General features: G+C 33.8%; 12 protein-coding genes and 2 tRNA genes. 5 read left to right on the top strand and 9 right to left on the bottom strand.

Going from position 1 to position 17,463, the window contains the following annotated elements; all coding sequences use genetic code 11:
- Nucleotides 1-203 precede the first annotated feature (203 nt).
- From QLQ95_RS02750 to QLQ95_RS02730, 5 genes are all read right to left on the bottom strand, one after another.
- Complete coding sequence (locus QLQ95_RS02750; RefSeq protein WP_320492297.1) at nucleotides 204-1,109, bottom strand: N-acetylmuramoyl-L-alanine amidase; 906 nt, start codon at nucleotides 1,107-1,109, stop codon at nucleotides 204-206.
- A 27-nt stretch (nucleotides 1,110-1,136) separates the two neighbouring features.
- Complete coding sequence (locus tag QLQ95_RS02745; protein ID WP_095931022.1) at nucleotides 1,137-1,685, bottom strand: hypothetical protein; 549 nt, start codon at nucleotides 1,683-1,685, stop codon at nucleotides 1,137-1,139.
- A 41-nt stretch (nucleotides 1,686-1,726) separates the two neighbouring features.
- The gene (gene rimO, locus QLQ95_RS02740) at nucleotides 1,727-3,040 is read right to left on the bottom strand and encodes a 30S ribosomal protein S12 methylthiotransferase RimO (RefSeq protein WP_095931021.1); all 1,314 of its coding nucleotides are present in this window, start codon (nucleotides 3,038-3,040) and stop codon (nucleotides 1,727-1,729) included.
- 209 nt (nucleotides 3,041-3,249) lie between these two features.
- On the bottom strand, nucleotides 3,250-4,752 hold the full coding sequence (locus QLQ95_RS02735) for an OmpP1/FadL family transporter (RefSeq protein ID WP_320492296.1): 1,503 nt from the start codon (nucleotides 4,750-4,752) through the stop codon (nucleotides 3,250-3,252).
- Between the two features lie 42 nt (nucleotides 4,753-4,794).
- A complete protein-coding gene (locus QLQ95_RS02730; protein ID WP_482502517.1) occupies nucleotides 4,795-5,790 on the bottom strand; it encodes a hypothetical protein in 996 nt (331 codons plus the stop codon).
- A 102-nt stretch (nucleotides 5,791-5,892) separates the two neighbouring features.
- Between QLQ95_RS02730 and proS the strand changes: the two genes are divergently transcribed.
- From proS to rpsT, 4 genes are all read left to right on the top strand, one after another.
- Nucleotides 5,893-7,371 carry a proline--tRNA ligase gene (gene proS / locus QLQ95_RS02725; protein WP_320492294.1) on the top strand — a complete coding sequence of 493 codons (1,479 nt, stop codon included), beginning with the start codon at nucleotides 5,893-5,895 and terminating at the stop codon, nucleotides 7,369-7,371.
- Nucleotides 7,372-7,449: 78 nt separating this feature from the next.
- Nucleotides 7,450-7,521 (top strand) — tRNA-Glu (locus QLQ95_RS02720).
- A gap of 45 nt (nucleotides 7,522-7,566) precedes the next feature.
- Nucleotides 7,567-7,638, top strand: a tRNA-Glu gene (locus QLQ95_RS02715).
- 153 nt (nucleotides 7,639-7,791) lie between these two features.
- Entirely contained in the window at nucleotides 7,792-8,043 is a 252-nt protein-coding gene (gene rpsT, locus QLQ95_RS02710) for a 30S ribosomal protein S20 (protein ID WP_073417115.1), read from the top strand.
- 235 nt (nucleotides 8,044-8,278) lie between these two features.
- Here the strand turns inward: rpsT and QLQ95_RS02705 are convergent, their stop codons facing one another.
- Both QLQ95_RS02705 and QLQ95_RS02700 read right to left on the bottom strand, forming a co-directional pair.
- The gene (locus QLQ95_RS02705) at nucleotides 8,279-8,689 is read right to left on the bottom strand and encodes a response regulator (protein ID WP_248727859.1); all 411 of its coding nucleotides are present in this window, start codon (nucleotides 8,687-8,689) and stop codon (nucleotides 8,279-8,281) included.
- A gap of 5 nt (nucleotides 8,690-8,694) precedes the next feature.
- Nucleotides 8,695-10,404 (bottom strand): PAS domain-containing sensor histidine kinase, encoded by a 1,710-nt coding sequence (locus QLQ95_RS02700; RefSeq protein ID WP_320492293.1) that lies wholly within the window; start codon nucleotides 10,402-10,404, stop codon nucleotides 8,695-8,697.
- 168 nt (nucleotides 10,405-10,572) lie between these two features.
- On the opposite strand from QLQ95_RS02700, the gene typA reads away from it, so the two are divergent.
- A complete protein-coding gene (gene typA, locus QLQ95_RS02695) occupies nucleotides 10,573-12,369 on the top strand; it encodes a translational GTPase TypA (protein WP_095931015.1) in 1,797 nt (598 codons plus the stop codon).
- Nucleotides 12,370-12,496: 127 nt separating this feature from the next.
- Here typA and QLQ95_RS02690 read toward each other — a convergent pair whose 3' ends face one another.
- Together QLQ95_RS02690 and QLQ95_RS02685 are read right to left on the bottom strand one after the other, a co-directional pair.
- Entirely contained in the window at nucleotides 12,497-14,947 is a 2,451-nt protein-coding gene (locus tag QLQ95_RS02690; RefSeq protein ID WP_482502513.1) for a T9SS type B sorting domain-containing protein, read from the bottom strand.
- A 164-nt stretch (nucleotides 14,948-15,111) separates the two neighbouring features.
- Entirely contained in the window at nucleotides 15,112-17,460 is a 2,349-nt protein-coding gene (locus QLQ95_RS02685; RefSeq protein WP_482502511.1) for a choice-of-anchor L domain-containing protein, read from the bottom strand.
- Nucleotides 17,461-17,463 lie beyond the last annotated feature (3 nt).

Genomic DNA, 17,463 nt, shown 5'->3' with positions numbered 1-17,463 from the left:
TATATTGTGGAAACGCACCGCAGAACGTCTTTTTGCAAATAGTAAATAGTGAATCGATTAATATGATCGTAGAGACGCGCCGCAACACATTTTTTTTGATAATATGAATCGTTAACTGTATTATGAGTATATTATTATGGAATAAAAAAACGCATTTCTAAAATCTAGAAATGCGTTGTATATTTTAAAAAAATAATTTTTATTTATTGGATTTGTTTTTTGTAAATAGAATAAATAGTGTCTATTGTTTTTCTGTCTAAGACTGAGGTTGCATCAGTTTGAATATAATGCAGTTTAAAAGCTTGAATTGCGGCACTTAAGTTTTTAGTATTATAGCCTATTATTCTAAGTGCGGGTTCAATTTTAAAATCAAAAGGAGCAGGTTCTAAGACTTCGTCTGGCCAAATTCCGAATCCTTTTTCTGCTAAAATTTTCCACGGAAACAATGCGCTCGGATCTTGTTTTCTTCCTGGTGCAATATCAGCATGGCCTAAAAAGTTTTGCGTCGGAATGTTATAATCCTTTTTTAGTTTAGTTAATAAAGCTACTAAACTGCTAATTTGTGCCTCAGTAAAGGGTTTAAAACCATTATTGTCTAATTCAATACCAATCGAACAAGAGTTTAAATCTGTTGTTTTCCCCCAAGTAGAATTTCCGGCATGCCAAGCTCTTAGATAATCATTAAGCATTTGAACCACCTTTCCGTTTTCAGAAATGATATAATGGGCACTTACTTGAGTTTTGGTTTTGGTAAAAGTATTAATCGTCTGCTGCAGCGAATCTTGTGCAGTATGATGAATAATAACAAAACTTGGTTTTCTTAAATTAAAATTTACAGTACCAACCCATTCTGTATTTATTCCGTTTACCAAATAAGTAGAGCCGGTTTTAGATAAAGTGTCTTTTACGATTCCCAGTTGTTGTGCATAAGAAGTGTCAATTGCTAATGGTGGAACCGCAGGAATTGTTTTGGATTCTTTGCTTGTAATCTGGTTTTCTAAAGTTTTCAGTTGCTGATCGTAAGCTTTTTCAGTAGTCTTGTACGGATTTGTAGAGCAAGAACTAATTACAATAGCTAGTATCAGATAACAAAAATGCTTTTTTGTCATAATTCGTTGTTTTATAGTTAATAACGATTATTCTGAAATTTTCGTATCTGGGGCGTCTTTTACTTCTTTTGAATCTTCTTTAGAATCTTTATCTTTTTTCTTTTTTGATTTGGTCTTTTTTATTTCTTTTAAAGAATCCATAAAAGTTTTATACTTTTCAACTTGGTCTGGATTTAAAAAAGCACTAATTTTCTTATCGGTACTTTCGCGTAAAGCTTTTATCTGCTCAATTTTTTGATCTTGATTACTGCTTTCGTTTTTTAATAAAATACCTTGCTCACGTATACTATCAGCCAAAACATTTGAAATTGCAATTGACTGCAACTCATCTAGATTAATTTGCTGTTTCATCTGATCGACAATCAATGCTGCCGTTTGCTCTGGAGGAGTCTCCTTAGGTTTGCTTGGTGTACTTTGCGGACCAGCCATCATACTTCTATCCATGCCCATTCCGCCACCTCGACCATAACCGTTGCCATAGCCATTATTGTAGTATCCGTTTCCGTATTGAGCAGAAACAGTACTGAAACAGAATAAAGTGAAAACGAAAATAATTAAGTTGAGAGTAGGTTTCATAAAAGTATTTTGTCTAATGTTAGCAATAGTTATGTGTAAATTTAAGCAGGTTCTCCGTATAAATCAAATTCTGTCGCTTCAATTATTTTTATATTAACAAATTCTCCAGTTTTTACATAATGTTTAGAGGCATCAATTAGAACTTCGTTGTCAACATCTGGACTGTCAAACTCTGTACGTCCCACAAAATGAGCGCCTTCTTTTCTGTCAATAATACATCTGAAAACTTGACCAACTTTCTCCTGATTCAAATCCCAAGAAATTTGAGATTGAAGTTCCATAATTTCATTTGCTCTAGCTTGTTTTACATCATCTGGAACATTGTCTTCCAATAAATAAGCATGAGTATTTTCTTCGTGAGAATAAGCAAAACATCCCATTCTGTCAAATTTCATTTCCTGAACAAAATCTTTCAAAATTTCAAAATCTTCTTGAGTCTCACCAGGGTAACCAACAATTAATGTTGTTCTAATTGCCATTCCAGGAACTGCTGCGCGGAAATCTTTTAATAACTGAGTAGTTTTAGCTTGAGTTGTACCACGGCGCATCGATTTTAGAATAGAATCTGAAATGTGTTGCAATGGGATATCTATATAGTTACAGATTTTTGGCTCACGTTTCATTAATTCTAAAACGTCCATAGGGAAACCAGTAGGGTAAGCATAATGTAAACGAATCCATTCGATTCCTTCAACAGCTGCTAGAGCTTCTAATAGTTCTGCTAAATTTCTTTTTTTATAAAGATCAAGTCCGTAGTAAGTTAAATCTTGAGCAATTAATATTAATTCTTTAACTCCATTTTTAGCAAGACCTTGAGCTTCTTTGACTAATTTTTCAATTGGTTGAGAAACATGAGAACCTCTCATTAAAGGAATTGCGCAAAAACTACAAGGTCTATCGCATCCTTCAGCAATTTTTAAATAAGCATAATTTTTCGGAGTTGTAGTTAAACGCTCTCCAAGTAATTCATGTTTATAATCTGCACCTAAAGCTTTTAGCAATTGAGGTAATTCTGTTGTTCCAAAATACTGGTCAACGTTCGGAATTTCTTTTTCTAAATCTGGTCTATAACGCTCAGATAAACATCCTGTTACGAAAACTTTGTCTACAAGTCCTCTATCTTTTTTGTCTGCATATTCCAAAATCATATTTACCGATTCTGCTTTTGCATTATCAATAAATCCGCAAGTATTGATTACAATAATGTTTCCTTCTTTTTCTGCAGGAGCTTCATGTTCAACTTCTTTTCCATTTGCACGCAGCTGTCCCATAAGGACTTCACTGTCATAAACATTTTTTGAACACCCAAGAGTGATTACGTTAATTTTGTTCTTTTTTAAAGACTTGGTTCTCATACTTTTATAAATTGGAGTGCAAAATTACACTTTTTTTATTCAAACAACACTAGTTTCCAGTTTGTTTTAGCTGTTTTTTATGAAGTAGTCCTGACTTCTTGACTGTTCATTTTAAATTAAACTAAAAAGAAAGGTCTTTCAAACGGCAAAAAAAAATCCACCAAGTAAAAACCTGATGGAAATTTTCAATCATCTATTTTGATTTTTAATTACAATTCAAATAATAAAGTCATGGTAACATTGTTCAATTTTGATGTAATGTTAGCTCCATCTGTGAATCCTCTTGTAAAGAAACCTTGATTTGAATCTCTTTCTAAATAAGAATAAGCTAAATCAAGCTTTGTAGATCCAAAATTATAACCTAAACCAGCAGAATAGCTGTTTAATTCACCAACTGTAATTCCGTTTTTATAAGGGCTTCCTTCATAACGGTATCCACCTCTTAAGCTCAATTGTTTTATTTTGTACTCAGCACCAATTCGAAGTTCGCCTGTGCTCGTTAAAGTATTGCTGATATCATTATTGATTCCTCTAAATCCCGGATCATTTGTAGGTTTAAATTTGCTGTTGCCATAATTTCTTATGCCGTAATCAACGCTTAATAAACCAGATTTTCCGAAAACATAAGCAGCGCTAAAAGTCCATTTGTCTGGTGTTTGTAAAGTATACGATTCGTATACGTTAACTATGTTTGGGTTTACTGGGTTGCTGAAAGTTTCGCCTGAGCTAGTTTCAGTAGTAGAATATAAACTTTGTGAAAGTTCATCATAAAGTTCGTACCATGTATTTGATTCGTAAGCTATCCCCAGTCTGAAATTGTCTGTTACTTTTCCAATTGCTCCAAGCTGGAAAGAAAAACCATTTCCATATGTGTAAAGTTCGTTGTTGAAACGCACATTAGATATTGTTTCGTATGTTTCTAAAGGGTTGTTATTGTATTCGTAAAAGCTTGAAGATCTTCTGTAGTCGGTTATGTGAGCATTTAAATTGGCTCCAAAATAGAGTCTGTCTTTGTATGAAGTTGCAATATTAAAGCCTATTTTGCTATTATATCCTCTAGTGTAAACATCATTTTCTTGGTGATAATTTCCTCCAGCAGGCACATTTGTGTAGTATTGTGTATTGTTGTCATTGCCTGTAACAGGGTTGATTACGTATCCTTCAAGACCAAAAAAAGCTTGTTGTTCAGAATATGTAAGGTTTCTGAATGGGATTTTAGTGACATTGCCCAATTCAAGTCCGTTTGCATAGTTTAAAAAATAGCCATCTATTGAATTAGTTGGATTCGTTCCTGCAGAAAAAACTTGATTGTTGAAATTATTAGTATTTTCATAAGTTGCGCCAATCGCAATCTTATTCCATCCAACATTTGGATTGTTATTTTTAAATACAAAAACGCCTCCTGCTTGATTTAAGATAAAAGAGTTCTCTTTATCTGATGTTTCAGTTCCGAAGTAATTAGAATTGTTTTTAATATTCTGATTGCTAAATGTTACTCCAACTTGATTGCTATTAAAAATTGCAGATCCAGCTGGGTTAACACTTAAAGAAGAAATGTCTCCTCCAACTGCTCCAAAGGCACCGCTCATGGCTCTATAGCGTGCAGTTCCGGTAAGGTTCTCTTGAGAATAACGTAAAGCATCTGAAACTTCTTGTGAATATGACGCGCTGACAGTTAGTCCTGTTATAAATAGGAAAAATATTTTTTTCATTTTGATAAGTTTAAGTTAGAAATTGAGAGGGTTGAGGAAGAATTATCTTCTGCCTCCACCGCCACCGCCACCAGATCTCATTCCGCCACCGCCGCCACCGCCGCTGTATGATCTAGATCCTCCACCGCTATTGCTAGGAGCGTAGCTTCTTGATGAACCACTATTGCTAGGAGCATAGGTTCTTGATGATCCACTGTTGTTGCTAGGTGCGTAAGTCCTATTTGTTGTGGTATTTCCGCTATTATTATAAGATCTTCTATTGCTATAATTACTATTGTTGTAGTTTGAGCTGTTGTCGTAAGATCTTCTGTTTGTAAACGTAGGACTGCTTGTTCTTCCATTCATATTAGAACTTCTAAAGTCAGTGTATCCGTTTGATCTGTTTGTGGTATAATTTCTATTTGTTGTGTAACTTCCTCTATTTGTAGTATAGTTTCTGTTAGTGGTATAGCCTCTATTGGTGCTGTAATTTCTGTTATAAGCATAGTTTCTATCGCCATAATAACCTGCAGAGCCTCTTCTTCCATAGCTATAAGAGTAATTTCCATAATATGGATATCCCCAACTTGGGTAGCCCCAGCCTGGATATCCCCAACCAGGGTAACCCCATCCTGGATATCCCCAGCCGTAGTAAGGGTAACCCCATCCATAACCGTAGCCGTAATAAGGGTAGCCCCATCCAATTCCGAATGACCATGATGGATTAGAGTAGACATTTACAGAAACTTCAGAACTGCTGCTTCCCCATGCAGGATAACCTACAGAGGCAGTTTGGGTGCTGTCTGAATAATTAGTGTAATTGTCAACGTCTGTAAATATCTCAGTCGGCTGATTGTCATCTTGTAACGATCTGAAATATTCTTTGTATTGGTTGTTTGTACCTGTTTGTACGTATTTAACTGATGTACCACCATATACTCCATCATTATCGTAATAAGATGAATTTTGGTAAGAACCACATGATGCAAGCAGTAAACTCAGTAATCCGATTAAGTAAAAATGATTAGAGTTTTGGCGGAGTGAAAGGTAAGTTTTCATATCTGTGGTGTTTTTTATTGTTGCACATTACAAAATTAGTTAGTTTTGTCAAACTATTTAGTTAAAATTGTATAAAACAAAATTTGTGCCAAAAAATATAATATGAGTAAGAACCTTACTACAAGATCAGAAGATTATTCGAAATGGTATAACGAACTGGTTGTAAAAGCAGATCTAGCTGAAAATTCAGGAGTTAGAGGATGTATGGTAATAAAACCATACGGATATGCTATTTGGGAAAAAATGCAAGCTGAGTTGGATCGTATGTTCAAGGAAACTGGACATCAAAACGCATATTTTCCTTTGTTTGTACCGAAAAGCATGTTTGAGGCAGAGGAGAAAAATGCTGAGGGATTTGCGAAAGAATGCGCTGTTGTAACGCATTATAGGTTGAAAAATGATGAGGATAGACCTGGGAAACTAATGGTTGATCCAAATGCAAAATTAGAGGAGGAGCTTATTGTTCGACCTACAAGTGAAGCTATTATTTGGTCTACATATAAAGGATGGGTGCAATCTTATAGAGATTTGCCTTTGTTAATTAATCAATGGGCTAATGTGGTTCGATGGGAAATGCGTACGCGTTTATTTCTAAGAACTGCTGAGTTTTTATGGCAGGAAGGGCATACAGCTCACGCTACAAAAGATGAAGCAATTGAGGAATCAGAGAAAATGATGAATGTTTATGCTGATTTTGCAGAAAACTTCATGGCGATTCCGGTTGTAAAAGGTTTTAAAACTGAAACAGAACGTTTTGCTGGAGCAGATGAAACGTATTGTATTGAAGCATTAATGCAAGACGGAAAAGCATTGCAAGCAGGAACATCTCACTTCTTAGGGCAGAACTTTGCAAAAGCATTTGATGTTAAGTTTGCTAATGCTGAAGGAAAGCAAGAGCATGTTTGGGGAACTTCTTGGGGAGTGTCTACTCGTTTAATGGGGGCGTTAATTATGACGCATTCTGACGATCAAGGATTGGTATTGCCTCCTAATTTGGCTCCAATTCAAGTAGTAATTGTTCCTATATATAAGACAGATGAACAATTGGCTCAAATTACAGAGGCAGTTAAGGATTTGACTGCTAAATTGAGAAAATTGAAAATCACTGTCAAATTTGACGATAGAACAACGCAAAAGCCAGGATTTAAATTTGCAGAATGGGAACTTAAAGGAGTGCCTGTTAGAATTGCGGTTGGTCCAAAAGATTTAGAGAACGGAACTTTTGAGGTGGCAAGACGTGATAATTTGACAAAAGAAGTTGTTTCTAACGAAAAAATCGTGGAACACGTAAATGATCTTTTAGAACAGATTCAAAGGGACTTATTTGCAAAAGCATTAGATTACCGTAATACTCATATTACGGAAGTAAATAATTTTGAGGAATTTAAGGAAGTTTTAGAAGGAAAAGGAGGCTTTTTATCTGCTCATTGGGATGGAACTGCTGAGACAGAAGAGAAGATAAAAGAATTGACAAAAGCGACGATTCGTTGCATTCCTTTGGATGCTGTAGAAGAAGCGGGAAGCTGTGTGTTTACTGGGAAACCTTCGTCTAAAAGAGTGCTTTTTGCTAAGGCATATTAAAAAAATATAGTTTTTTTTGCATTAGGTATTGCGCAAATAAAAAATAGATGTATCTTTGCATCCGCAATACAGAAGCGCGGTCCGTTCGTCTATCGGTTAGGACGCCAGGTTTTCATCCTGGTAAGGGGGGTTCGATTCCCCCACGGACTACAAGTTATATTACATATTGAAAAGTTTCCAACTTAGGAGAATATTGGTCCGTTCGTCTAGGGGTTAGGACGCCAGGTTTTCATCCTGGTAACAGGGGTTCGATTCCCCTACGGACTACAAATTAGTTGTAAATAAGTTTTGTAAAACAAAAATTGGTGTCTCGGTTTTTGTTTTATTAGTTAAAACCAAAGTGATTGTTTTACAGTTGTGGGAGGTTTTTCTTTTTTAACTAGTATTTATAATAATTATTACATCTAAAATTAAAAGAAAATGGCAAATCATAAGTCAGCATTAAAAAGAATCAGAAGTAACGAAAAAAGAAGAGTTCTTAACAGATACCAGCATAAAACTACTCGTAATGCTATTAAAGCGTTAAGATTAGCTACTGATAAAGCTGATGCTACTGCAAAATTATCAACTGTAATCTCTATGATTGATAAATTAGCTAAAAAGAACATCATTCACGATAATAAAGCTTCTAACTTGAAGTCTAAATTAACGAAACACGTTGCTAAATTGTAATTAATACAATTTGTAAGATATATAAAAGTCCTCTTCTCAGAGGACTTTTTTTTGTTTTAAATTGCATGTAAATGAAATTCCAATAAAAAATAAATTCCAAATTCCAATCTTTATGAATAATTGGAATTTGGAATTTAAAATTTAAAATTTAAAATATTGGAGTTTTATAAACCTTAATTTGATTTTGTACCGAAGACTTTGGTATTTGGAATTTAAGATATTGGAATTTTAATTTTCACTCTAAATCAATCTTCTTTTTAAGATATTCCAGCATTGGCTGTGTAATAGGTTTGGAAAGGAAATCTATTATAATGGGATATTTTTTTGCTTTAGCAAGATCTTCGGGATCAATAGTGGAAGATAATACGATTACTGGAACGGTATTAAATTCTTTGTAATCTGAAGAAGTGAAATGATCCAGAAATTCCCATCCTCCCATAATTGGCATATTTAAATCTAAAAAAATTAATTCTGGTCTTTTCTTAGCTTGATCGTTGGTGTATTTTAAAACATTAAAATGATGAAGAGCTTCTTCGCCGTTTTGAGCTGTAATAACTTCGTGTGAGAATGAAGATTTTGAAATTACCTTTTTGCATAGCATCAGTGTGATAGGGTCATCATCGATGCATAAAATCTGCTCAAGCATAATAATTAATTTTTAAATGTTATTGTAAATGTGGTTCCTTTATTGACTTCGCTTTCGATAGAGATTGTTCCTCCCATGGTTTCTACCTGCGATTTTACAAGGTATAATCCTAATCCTTTGCTGTCGGGATAATTGTGGAATCTTTGATAAAGCCCAAATACTTTGTCGCGATTTCTTTCTAAGTCAATTCCGATTCCGTTGTCTTTAAAGGTTAAGATTGTTTTTTGTTCTATTTGTTCTGCTATTATTGATATTTTTAATTTTCTATTTTCCGATTTGTATTTTATAGAATTAGTAAGCAGATTTAATAGAATGCTTTCTATATAGGCTTTATTGGTAATGAGTTCAGGGACTTTATCAAATTTAAGCTTAATTATAGGTTTGTGTAATTCAATCTGAAATGAAAGCTGGCTGAATACATTTTCAAAAACTTCTTTTAGAGACACTTCCTCTTTTTGCATCGAAGGATTGTCTTTTATAATAATAACCTTTACTAAATCATTGATGGTTTCGTTTAGTAAATGAGTCGATTTTGTAAATCCAGCTAATATTTCTTCTAGCTCTTCATTTTCGATCGGAATATCTTCTATTAAATTTAATAGTCCGATTAAGTTAGAAAGTGGAGCTCTAAGGTTGTGCGATGTGATGTAAGAAAACTGTTTTAAGTCTTTATTGTTTTGTGTTAATTCTCGAATAAGATGTTCTTTTTCTGTTTCTAGTTTTTTCTCATCTGTAATATCTCTTTGTATCGAAATCCAATGCGAGATAACGCCTTCGTTATTAAAAATAGGAATCATAGAAAAGCGTACCCAATATTCTTCTTTGCTTTTAGTGTATGTAATGGTTTCGATTAAACATTCCTCTTCATTTTTTATGGCTCTCAGAAGTTTTTTTAATTCATCAGAATCCGATTTTGGTCCTTTAAAAATGTTCGGCGATTTTCCGATAATTTCATTTGACTGATAACCCGACATTTGAGAAAATGCTGGATTTACATATACTATTTTTGGTATTTTTCTTTCAGAAGAATTGGCTTCGGTAATTAAAATAGAATCTTTAGATTGTGTAATTACGGTTTCTAAAAGTTTTAATCGCTGTTCTTCTTCCTTTTGTTTTGTAATATCTTGAATGGCTCCAATCATTCTGATGGCTCTTCCGTTTTCATCTTTTAATAAAAAACCTCTATCCAAAACATATTTGTAGGATCCGTCTGCGCATCTAAAACGGTATTGATCTTGCCATTTTTCAGTTTTTTGCTCTATAAAAGAATATAGTTTTATTGACATTCGGATACTGTCTTCTGGGTGAATTTTGTCAAACCACCATTTAGAAGTTTTTCCTACTTCTTTTGGGTCATAACCAAAAACACCTTCAATTCCTTTATTCCAATTAATACTGTCCTCTTGAATTTTCCAATCCCAAATAGTATCGCTTGTCGCTTTTGCTACAATGTCATATTTCTCATTAGATTCTTTTATTTCTTCGTTGGTTTTGTTTAACTTTTCAAAAATGGTTATGTTTCTTTTTTCGTTTTTTGAAAGGATAAAGCTAAAAACCAATACTGTAATTAGAATAAATATAACGTCTTTTACTAAGGATAGATATAGATATTCTGATGAGGAAAAGTAGGTTATGAGTAATTTATGACATAGGACCGCCATAATTATCGAGATGATGGTATAAATAAGAGTAATTTGGAGAGTTTTACTTTTCATCACTTCAAATATAGTTAAATTAACTATAACTAAACGTATGTTAATGTCATTTTGAAACCGATATTTTTAGGATTTATATTAACTAATTGATTGTATATACGCAAACTATGGTATAAACATTTTTTTTTAAAAAATAAAGTGTACCTTTGCGCCCATTAAAAATCACAAATGGAATCTATTAGAAATATTGCAATTATTGCCCACGTCGATCACGGTAAAACCACTTTGGTTGATAAAATTATGTATCACTGTCAATTATTTCGTGACAACGAAAATACAGGTGATTTAATTCTTGATAATAACGATTTAGAGCGTGAGAGAGGTATTACTATTACTTCTAAAAACGTTTCTGTTCAGTACAAAGGAACAAAAATCAATATTATTGACACTCCTGGCCACGCGGATTTTGGAGGTGAAGTAGAACGTGTATTGAACATGGCCGATGGTGTATGTTTGCTAGTGGATGCTTTTGAAGGTCCTATGCCGCAAACTCGTTTTGTATTACAAAAAGCTATTGACTTAGGTTTGAAACCTTGTGTTGTTATTAATAAAGTTGACAAAGAAAACTGTACTCCTGAAGAAGTTCACGAAAAAGTTTTTGATTTGATGTTTGAATTAGGTGCTACTGAAGAGCAATTGGATTTCCCAACTGTTTATGGTTCTGCTAAAAACAACTGGATGTCTGATGATTGGAAAAACCAAACAGAAAACATCGAGCCTTTACTAGATATGGTAATTGCTAATGTTCCAGCTCCTAAAGTTTCTGAAGGAACTCCACAAATGTTGATCACATCTTTAGATTTCTCTGCATTTACAGGTCGTATCGCTATCGGTCGTCTTGAAAGAGGTGTATTAAAAGAAGGTATGCCAATATCTTTAGTAAAAAGAGATGGTTCTGTAACAAAATCGAGAATCAAAGAATTACACACTTTTGAAGGTCTTGGACGTAAAAAAGTGGCAGAAGTAATTGCAGGTGATATTTGTGCTGTAGTTGGTGTTGAAGGTTTTGAAATTGGTGACACTATTGCAGATCATGAAAATCCTGAAGGTTTAGCTTCTATTGCTATTGATGAGCCTACAATGAGTATGTTGTTTACGATCAATGACTCACCTTTCTTTGGTAAAGAAGGTAAATTTGTAACTTCTCGTCATATTAGAGAAAGATTGACAAAAGAATTAGAGAAAAACTTAGCTATGAAGTTAGGTGAAACTGATTCTGCTGATAAATTTATGGTTTTTGGCCGTGGTGTACTTCACTTATCTGTTCTTATTGAAACAATGAGAAGAGAAGGTTATGAGTTGCAAATTGGTCAGCCACAAGTTATCATCAAAGAAGTTGATGGTGTGAAATGTGAGCCAATTGAAGAATTAACAATCGACTTGCCAGAAAATCTTTCAGGTAGAGCGGTTGAGTTCGTAACAGTTCGTAAAGGTGAAATGTTAAGTATGGAAACTAAAGGTGAACGTATGATCATCAAATTTAATATTCCATCACGTGGAATTATTGGATTACGTAACCAATTACTTACTGCTACAGCTGGTGAAGCTATTATGTCTCACCGTTTCATTGGATATGAGCCTTACAAAGGAGAAATTTCTGGACGTAACAAAGGGTCATTAATTTCTATGGAAAAAGGAAAAGCGATTCCTTATTCTATCGATAAATTACAAGATCGTGGTAAGTTTTTCGTTGAACCAAATGCTGAAATTTACGAAGGACAAGTAATTGGTGAAAACTCTCGTAGCGATGATATGTGTGTGAACGTAACTAAAGAGAAAAAACAATCTAACGTTCGTTCGTCTGGAGCTGATGAAAAAGCGAGAATTATTCCTCCGATTATTTTCTCTCTTGAAGAAGCTTTAGAGTACATTCAAAAAGATGAATATGTAGAGGTTACACCAAAATCTATTCGTTTGAGAAAAATCTATTTGACAGAAACTGATAGAAAAAGATTTAAAATCTAATTATATTTTAAATTTCAATATAAAATCCCAAATTCCAATTCTGGAGTTTGGGATTTTTTTTGTTTGCAATTTTTGGATTTGTATTTTTTTTGGATTTTGGAATTTAAAAAAGTTGGAATTTTAAATATTATCTTTTTAAACTAAAATGCCCTTTTGCTTCTCGATTATCTGCTAATTTTAAGGTGTACCAATAATCATCAGATGGAAGTGGATTGTTGGCAAAAGTTCCATCCCATCCTAAGTCAAAAGGATGAATTTGTTTTATAAGTTTTCCATATCGATCAAAGATGTAAATAGTGGCATTTCTGTTTTCGGTAGTATTTAAACCTACAATATTCCAGTAATCATTGTATCCGTCATCGTTTGGCGTAAAAAATTTTGGTGCCCCAACAACAGCCGCGGTTTTATGCACAACGCCACAATTTTTTTTGTCGTTTACATATACCTCATATATGCCAGCGCTGAGATTATCAAATGTGTTGGAGTCTTGAAAAGGTCCATATGGCGCGTTTAAACTATATTCGTAATCGCCTTTTCCAGATACAATTATTGTTATTTTATTGGAAGAGCCATCTATTAGATCTACGACATCTATACTCTCGATGTTTGCGGTATTAGATCCAGAAACTTCTATTGTTCTGGTTTTTGTACAGTTGTTGCTGTTTGTTATATTGGCAGTATACGTTCCGCTTTCATTAACATCTAGTGAATAAGAAGTGGCATCAGGTACTTTTACACCATCTTTGAACCAGGAATAAATAAAATTATTTATGGTAGAAAGTTCTATTATTCCAGCATCTAAATGTGCTTTATAGAACGGAAGGTTTTCGCAAATATTCGTAACTGCACTTGTTTCAATGTTTGGCAGTTTATTAATATGTAGTTTTATTTTACTGATTCCATAACAGTCATTTCCTTCTTCAATTCGTGCAAAAATAAATTGATCATAAGGTATTTCATTTTGATAAGCTGTTGGATTTAAAATCGAATTCTGTTCTAACAAGGCATCATTTTCGGTTGAGAAATAGGCTATATTTTGAGAACCAGTAAGAGGAATGTTGGATTTGGTTAAGTCCAATAAATGAAATCCATCTTCTATGCCATCATCGTCACAAACTGGATCAATATTGAAGGTTGATTCTGGAATTATATTTGTTTTTAAAGTTAAGTTGCTTATGCTAAAGCACTTTGTTTTTGAATTCGTAACGCGAGCGAATAGTTGTTGAGGATTACTCGTGTTTTTAAACTCAGTATTAAGTACATTAAGATTGTTTAAGGCATCATTATTACCTAAAAAGAATGAAGTTTCAAGATCTGGATTGTTGTTGGTTAATACAGAGTTAGCTTCTTTTAAATTAAACAAAACTAAACCATTGCTATTTGGATCAGTGTCGCATTGTACTAAAATTGCACTTTTTATCTCAGGAAGAGGATTTATAAAGACTTTAATTTCTTGTATTGCAACACTTGCGGTTTTATTTGAAGCTTTTATAAAAATAGATTGCTGAAAAGGTATGCTATTAGAAAATGTACCTGATAGCGGATTAGTTTCTGTTTCAGCATCATTTCTGGATAAATAATATTTTAGGGTTAGATTCTGTAGATTTTGATTCTCAAAAATACTTGCGGTTATGTCGTCTAAATTAATTTGAGCTTTTCCATCGGTTGAATTAGAATCTTGATCGTCGCATATATTTATAGTTGTTTTTGGGAAGTTTAATTTATCGCTTACTTTGATGTTAAATGAGATCCAATTGTAACAGCCCGTTTTAGTGTTGGTTATTCGGGGATAAAGGGTTTGCGGACTTGTAGTATTTTTAAAATCTGCTGGATTTTGGATTGCATTTAAATTTAATATAGCATCATTAGAGGTAGTATGGTAGGTAACAGCCATATCGGTTTGATTATCTACTATAATAGATGTATTTTTTGTTAGATCAAAACTTACAGAGGGATTAGTTTCGCCACTATAGTCTACTTTTTCTAAATCTAGTACATCTGAGTAAGGTTGAAGGTTTATTCGTGGAGGATCATCAAAAGTTGCGGTTCCTGTCCATTGTATTGAAAAATTAGTGTTTCCTGAAAACCTGTCAATAACAATGTAATAGCTTTGACCTGCAGTAACTGTAAGCCAACTTACAAAGCCATTTCCTTTTTCTCCAGGCCCTTCACTAGTGTCATAATCTTGACCCGTCATTCCTGTTGTGTTATTTTGGAGTTTAGCCAAAGCGGGATTTGTTGATGAGCACCGTATGGATTGTCCTAACGAATTACATGTTGCAGTAGGCCCAAATACGAGAAAATCAAAGTCTACATCTAAACTAGTGTTCTCTGGTCTTAGTATAAAGCCTAAAGTTCCAGATGTTTTAATATAGAGTTTTAGCCATAAGCTGTTATTTTCAGCTGAAAAACAGCTGCCTTCTGAAGGAGAATATTCCGCAATTTGACCCGCACCTGTAGCACTTATGCCTTGAAAACCCGAATTGCCACAAACAAAAATAGCATCTTTACAGTCATTTTGTCCGTAAAGGTTTAAGGAGATAATTAAAAGGAACAGAAATATTTTAACTCGATTCATCTTAATAAAGTAAGATGTAAAAGTAAGAATAATGTAATTGAAATCTTAAAATACTGAACTGTTGTTGGTTGGCTGTTTTTTGTTTTTTGTTGAATTTATTTTCAAGGATGTTAAATTAAATAGCTAAATAGGTATTGATGTTAAAAAAGAAAGAATTTAAGATATTACCTTTTCAGGCTAAAGTGTCCTTTGACATTTTTTCCATTAGAAAAAAAGAGCGTAAACCAATAATCGTCTGAAGGCATTTGTCTCCCGTTAAAAATTCCGTTCCAGCCAGCTCCATTTTGATTCATTTGTTTTAGCAGATTTCCGTAACGATCAAAAATAGAAATGGTGTAATCTGGCATTTGATCAATATTTTTAATAACCCATAAATCATTGAATCCGTCTCCATTTGGAGTAAAGAAACGCGGATAATCCAAAACATATACTAAAAAAGAATTCGACAAACCACAGCCATTTTTGTCCCGAGCCTTTACATTATATATACCTGGGTTTACTTGTGTGAAAGTAGGGCTATCTTGAAAAACAGTTCCGTCTAGAGAAAATTCATAATTTCCAACACCCGTGTACTGAACTTGAATAGTATTGTCAGTTCCAGAAAAATCTTTTACATCTGCTCCAGTAATTAAAGCGGGTTCAGATAAAATTATTTTAAATTTTTTAGTTTTTTCGCAACCATTCGCATCTTTTACAGTTACCGAATAATCACCAGCGCTATTAATTAAGGTAGAATTTGTACTGCTTCCATTAGACCATGTATAACTGCTAAAGCCAGTTGCAACGGTTAGCGTCATTTCATCTCCTTTACATAAATAATGCGTTTCATCTTCAAAATTAGGAGGATCAAATGTGTGTACAATTAATTCTATTGAAGTAATATCGTAACAACTTGGACCATTTACAACACGAGCATAAATCGTCTGGCTGTTTGGAGTTGTATTTTTGAAAATATTAGGCAGCAGATTGGTTTCGGTAAGGGCATCAGAAGCAGTTAAAAAATAATTAATTGCCAAGCCTGTAGGTAAACCTGTTAAAATTTGAGGAGTCACTTCTGCATTTAAATCAAATTGATACAAACCGTCTTGCATATTGTCTCCATCGCAAGTTTCTACTGGAGATTGGTCTGGAATAGTAGAATTAGAGATGTTTAGTGTAATTTCAGCTATTTTACTACAGCCAAACGTGTTTTCAATTCGGGCAAAAATAATTTGATCTGCGCCTTTATTGGTGTATCGTTCCGGATTTGAAATTGGATTTGTTTTTGCTTGAGCATCTGCCAAAGTTTCATAATATCCCTGATTAATAATTTGAGAATCATTGTTTTTGATGAAATTGCCAGCTTTAGTCAAATCAAAAATTGAAATACCATCAGTATCATCATCACATTGAAGCAAAGAAGTATCCGTAGATGGGATTTCGGGAGCAAATTCAACAGTGATTTCTCCAACAGAAACACAAGTTGTATTGCCCAAGGTTGCCTCCACTTTATACGTTCCCGATGATGTTACGTTGTAAGAAGGAGATGTAACACCTGGAAGTTCAGAATAAGTGTTAGACGCATCTTTTTTAAACCATTTAAAAGTATAGCCTGTAGCACTCAAGTTGGTGTTCAAAACATAAGTTTCGCCATAACAAACAGGATTGTTATAGGCTACAGTTCTGTTTTCTCCAAAATTTATTTTAGTTACAAAACTGCCCGCTTCTATAAAAACAGCAGAGTTGTATTGTCTGGTTGCATCATCGGCAACGACCAATTTTAGATGGTATGTTCTGTTCGGAATTACACTTGTAGAGGCATTCATTACAATAGTTTGCCCTGCATAATTGATGGGGCTTCCATTTGCATTATAACCATTAAAGTAGTTTTCGTTTAAAGCTTCACATCCTTCTAAAGGCTGTCCATAATTGTCATTTACGGTTTCAATTTTAGGATGAACCGTTGTAGCTGACACTGCCGTAGTTGAATTAGGTAGAACGGCAAGATTTTTATATTCTTCAGAACTTCCGACTTCTTTAATTAAGAAAGCAAATCCATCTGAATAAGTGCAAGGAAAATTAGTTTGATATTCATTCGAAGCAAAAATATAATTGAAGCTTATTGAATTGGTCTGCGCTGTAAAATCAAATTCTATAAGTGTTGCTTGCGTGCTATTTGTAATTCCTAAAGCTTCATTAAGATCTGCGTCACCATTCCAACCTAAAATCCTTACTCCTTTGGAATCTTGTTTGTAAAACGGTCCTTCTGCATTTTTGCTAGGCGAAGTAGCCAAAACAATTCCTCCTGAAAAAGGAAAATTGGCACCAGCTGTAAAGGAACCGTAACTCTGTCCACTTAGATTCGGGTTTCCTGATGCCGTTACACTTTCTACATCAATACAAGAACTATTTATTAAAACATTTTGAATTAAATCTGTTGGAGTTGCTGTATCAGTTACAGAAATATTCTGCCCACTGATTTTATGGAAAAAACAGCACAAAATTAGAATTAGAAATGTTCTTAGTTGACTCATAGT

This window comes from Flavobacterium sp. B330r, from assembly GCF_056824325.1.
The sequence above is the reverse complement of the archived record's forward strand: the minus strand, read 5'-3'. Positions and strand labels throughout refer to the sequence as shown.

Bases quoted from the DNA above. Each gene is read 5' to 3' on its own strand.
- rpsT (WP_073417115.1), top strand. From the start codon at position 7,792: ATGGCAAATCATAAGTCAGCATTAAAAAGAATCAGAAGTAACGAAAAA.
- QLQ95_RS02705 (WP_248727859.1), bottom strand. From the start codon at position 8,689: ATGCTTGAGCAGATTTTATGCATCGATGATGACCCTATCACACTGATG.
- QLQ95_RS02735 (WP_320492296.1), bottom strand. From the start codon at position 4,752: ATGAAAAAAATATTTTTCCTATTTATAACAGGACTAACTGTCAGCGCG.
- QLQ95_RS02690 (WP_482502513.1), bottom strand. From the start codon at position 14,947: ATGAATCGAGTTAAAATATTTCTGTTCCTTTTAATTATCTCCTTAAAC.
- rimO (WP_095931021.1), bottom strand. From the start codon at position 3,040: ATGAGAACCAAGTCTTTAAAAAAGAACAAAATTAACGTAATCACTCTT.
- QLQ95_RS02745 (WP_095931022.1), bottom strand. From the start codon at position 1,685: ATGAAACCTACTCTCAACTTAATTATTTTCGTTTTCACTTTATTCTGT.
- QLQ95_RS02730 (WP_482502517.1), bottom strand. From the start codon at position 5,790: ATGAAAACTTACCTTTCACTCCGCCAAAACTCTAATCATTTTTACTTA.
- typA (WP_095931015.1), top strand. From the start codon at position 10,573: ATGGAATCTATTAGAAATATTGCAATTATTGCCCACGTCGATCACGGT.
- QLQ95_RS02750 (WP_320492297.1), bottom strand. From the start codon at position 1,109: ATGACAAAAAAGCATTTTTGTTATCTGATACTAGCTATTGTAATTAGT.
- QLQ95_RS02700 (WP_320492293.1), bottom strand. From the start codon at position 10,404: ATGAAAAGTAAAACTCTCCAAATTACTCTTATTTATACCATCATCTCG.
- QLQ95_RS02685 (WP_482502511.1), bottom strand. From the start codon at position 17,460: ATGAGTCAACTAAGAACATTTCTAATTCTAATTTTGTGCTGTTTTTTC.
- proS (WP_320492294.1), top strand. From the start codon at position 5,893: ATGAGTAAGAACCTTACTACAAGATCAGAAGATTATTCGAAATGGTAT.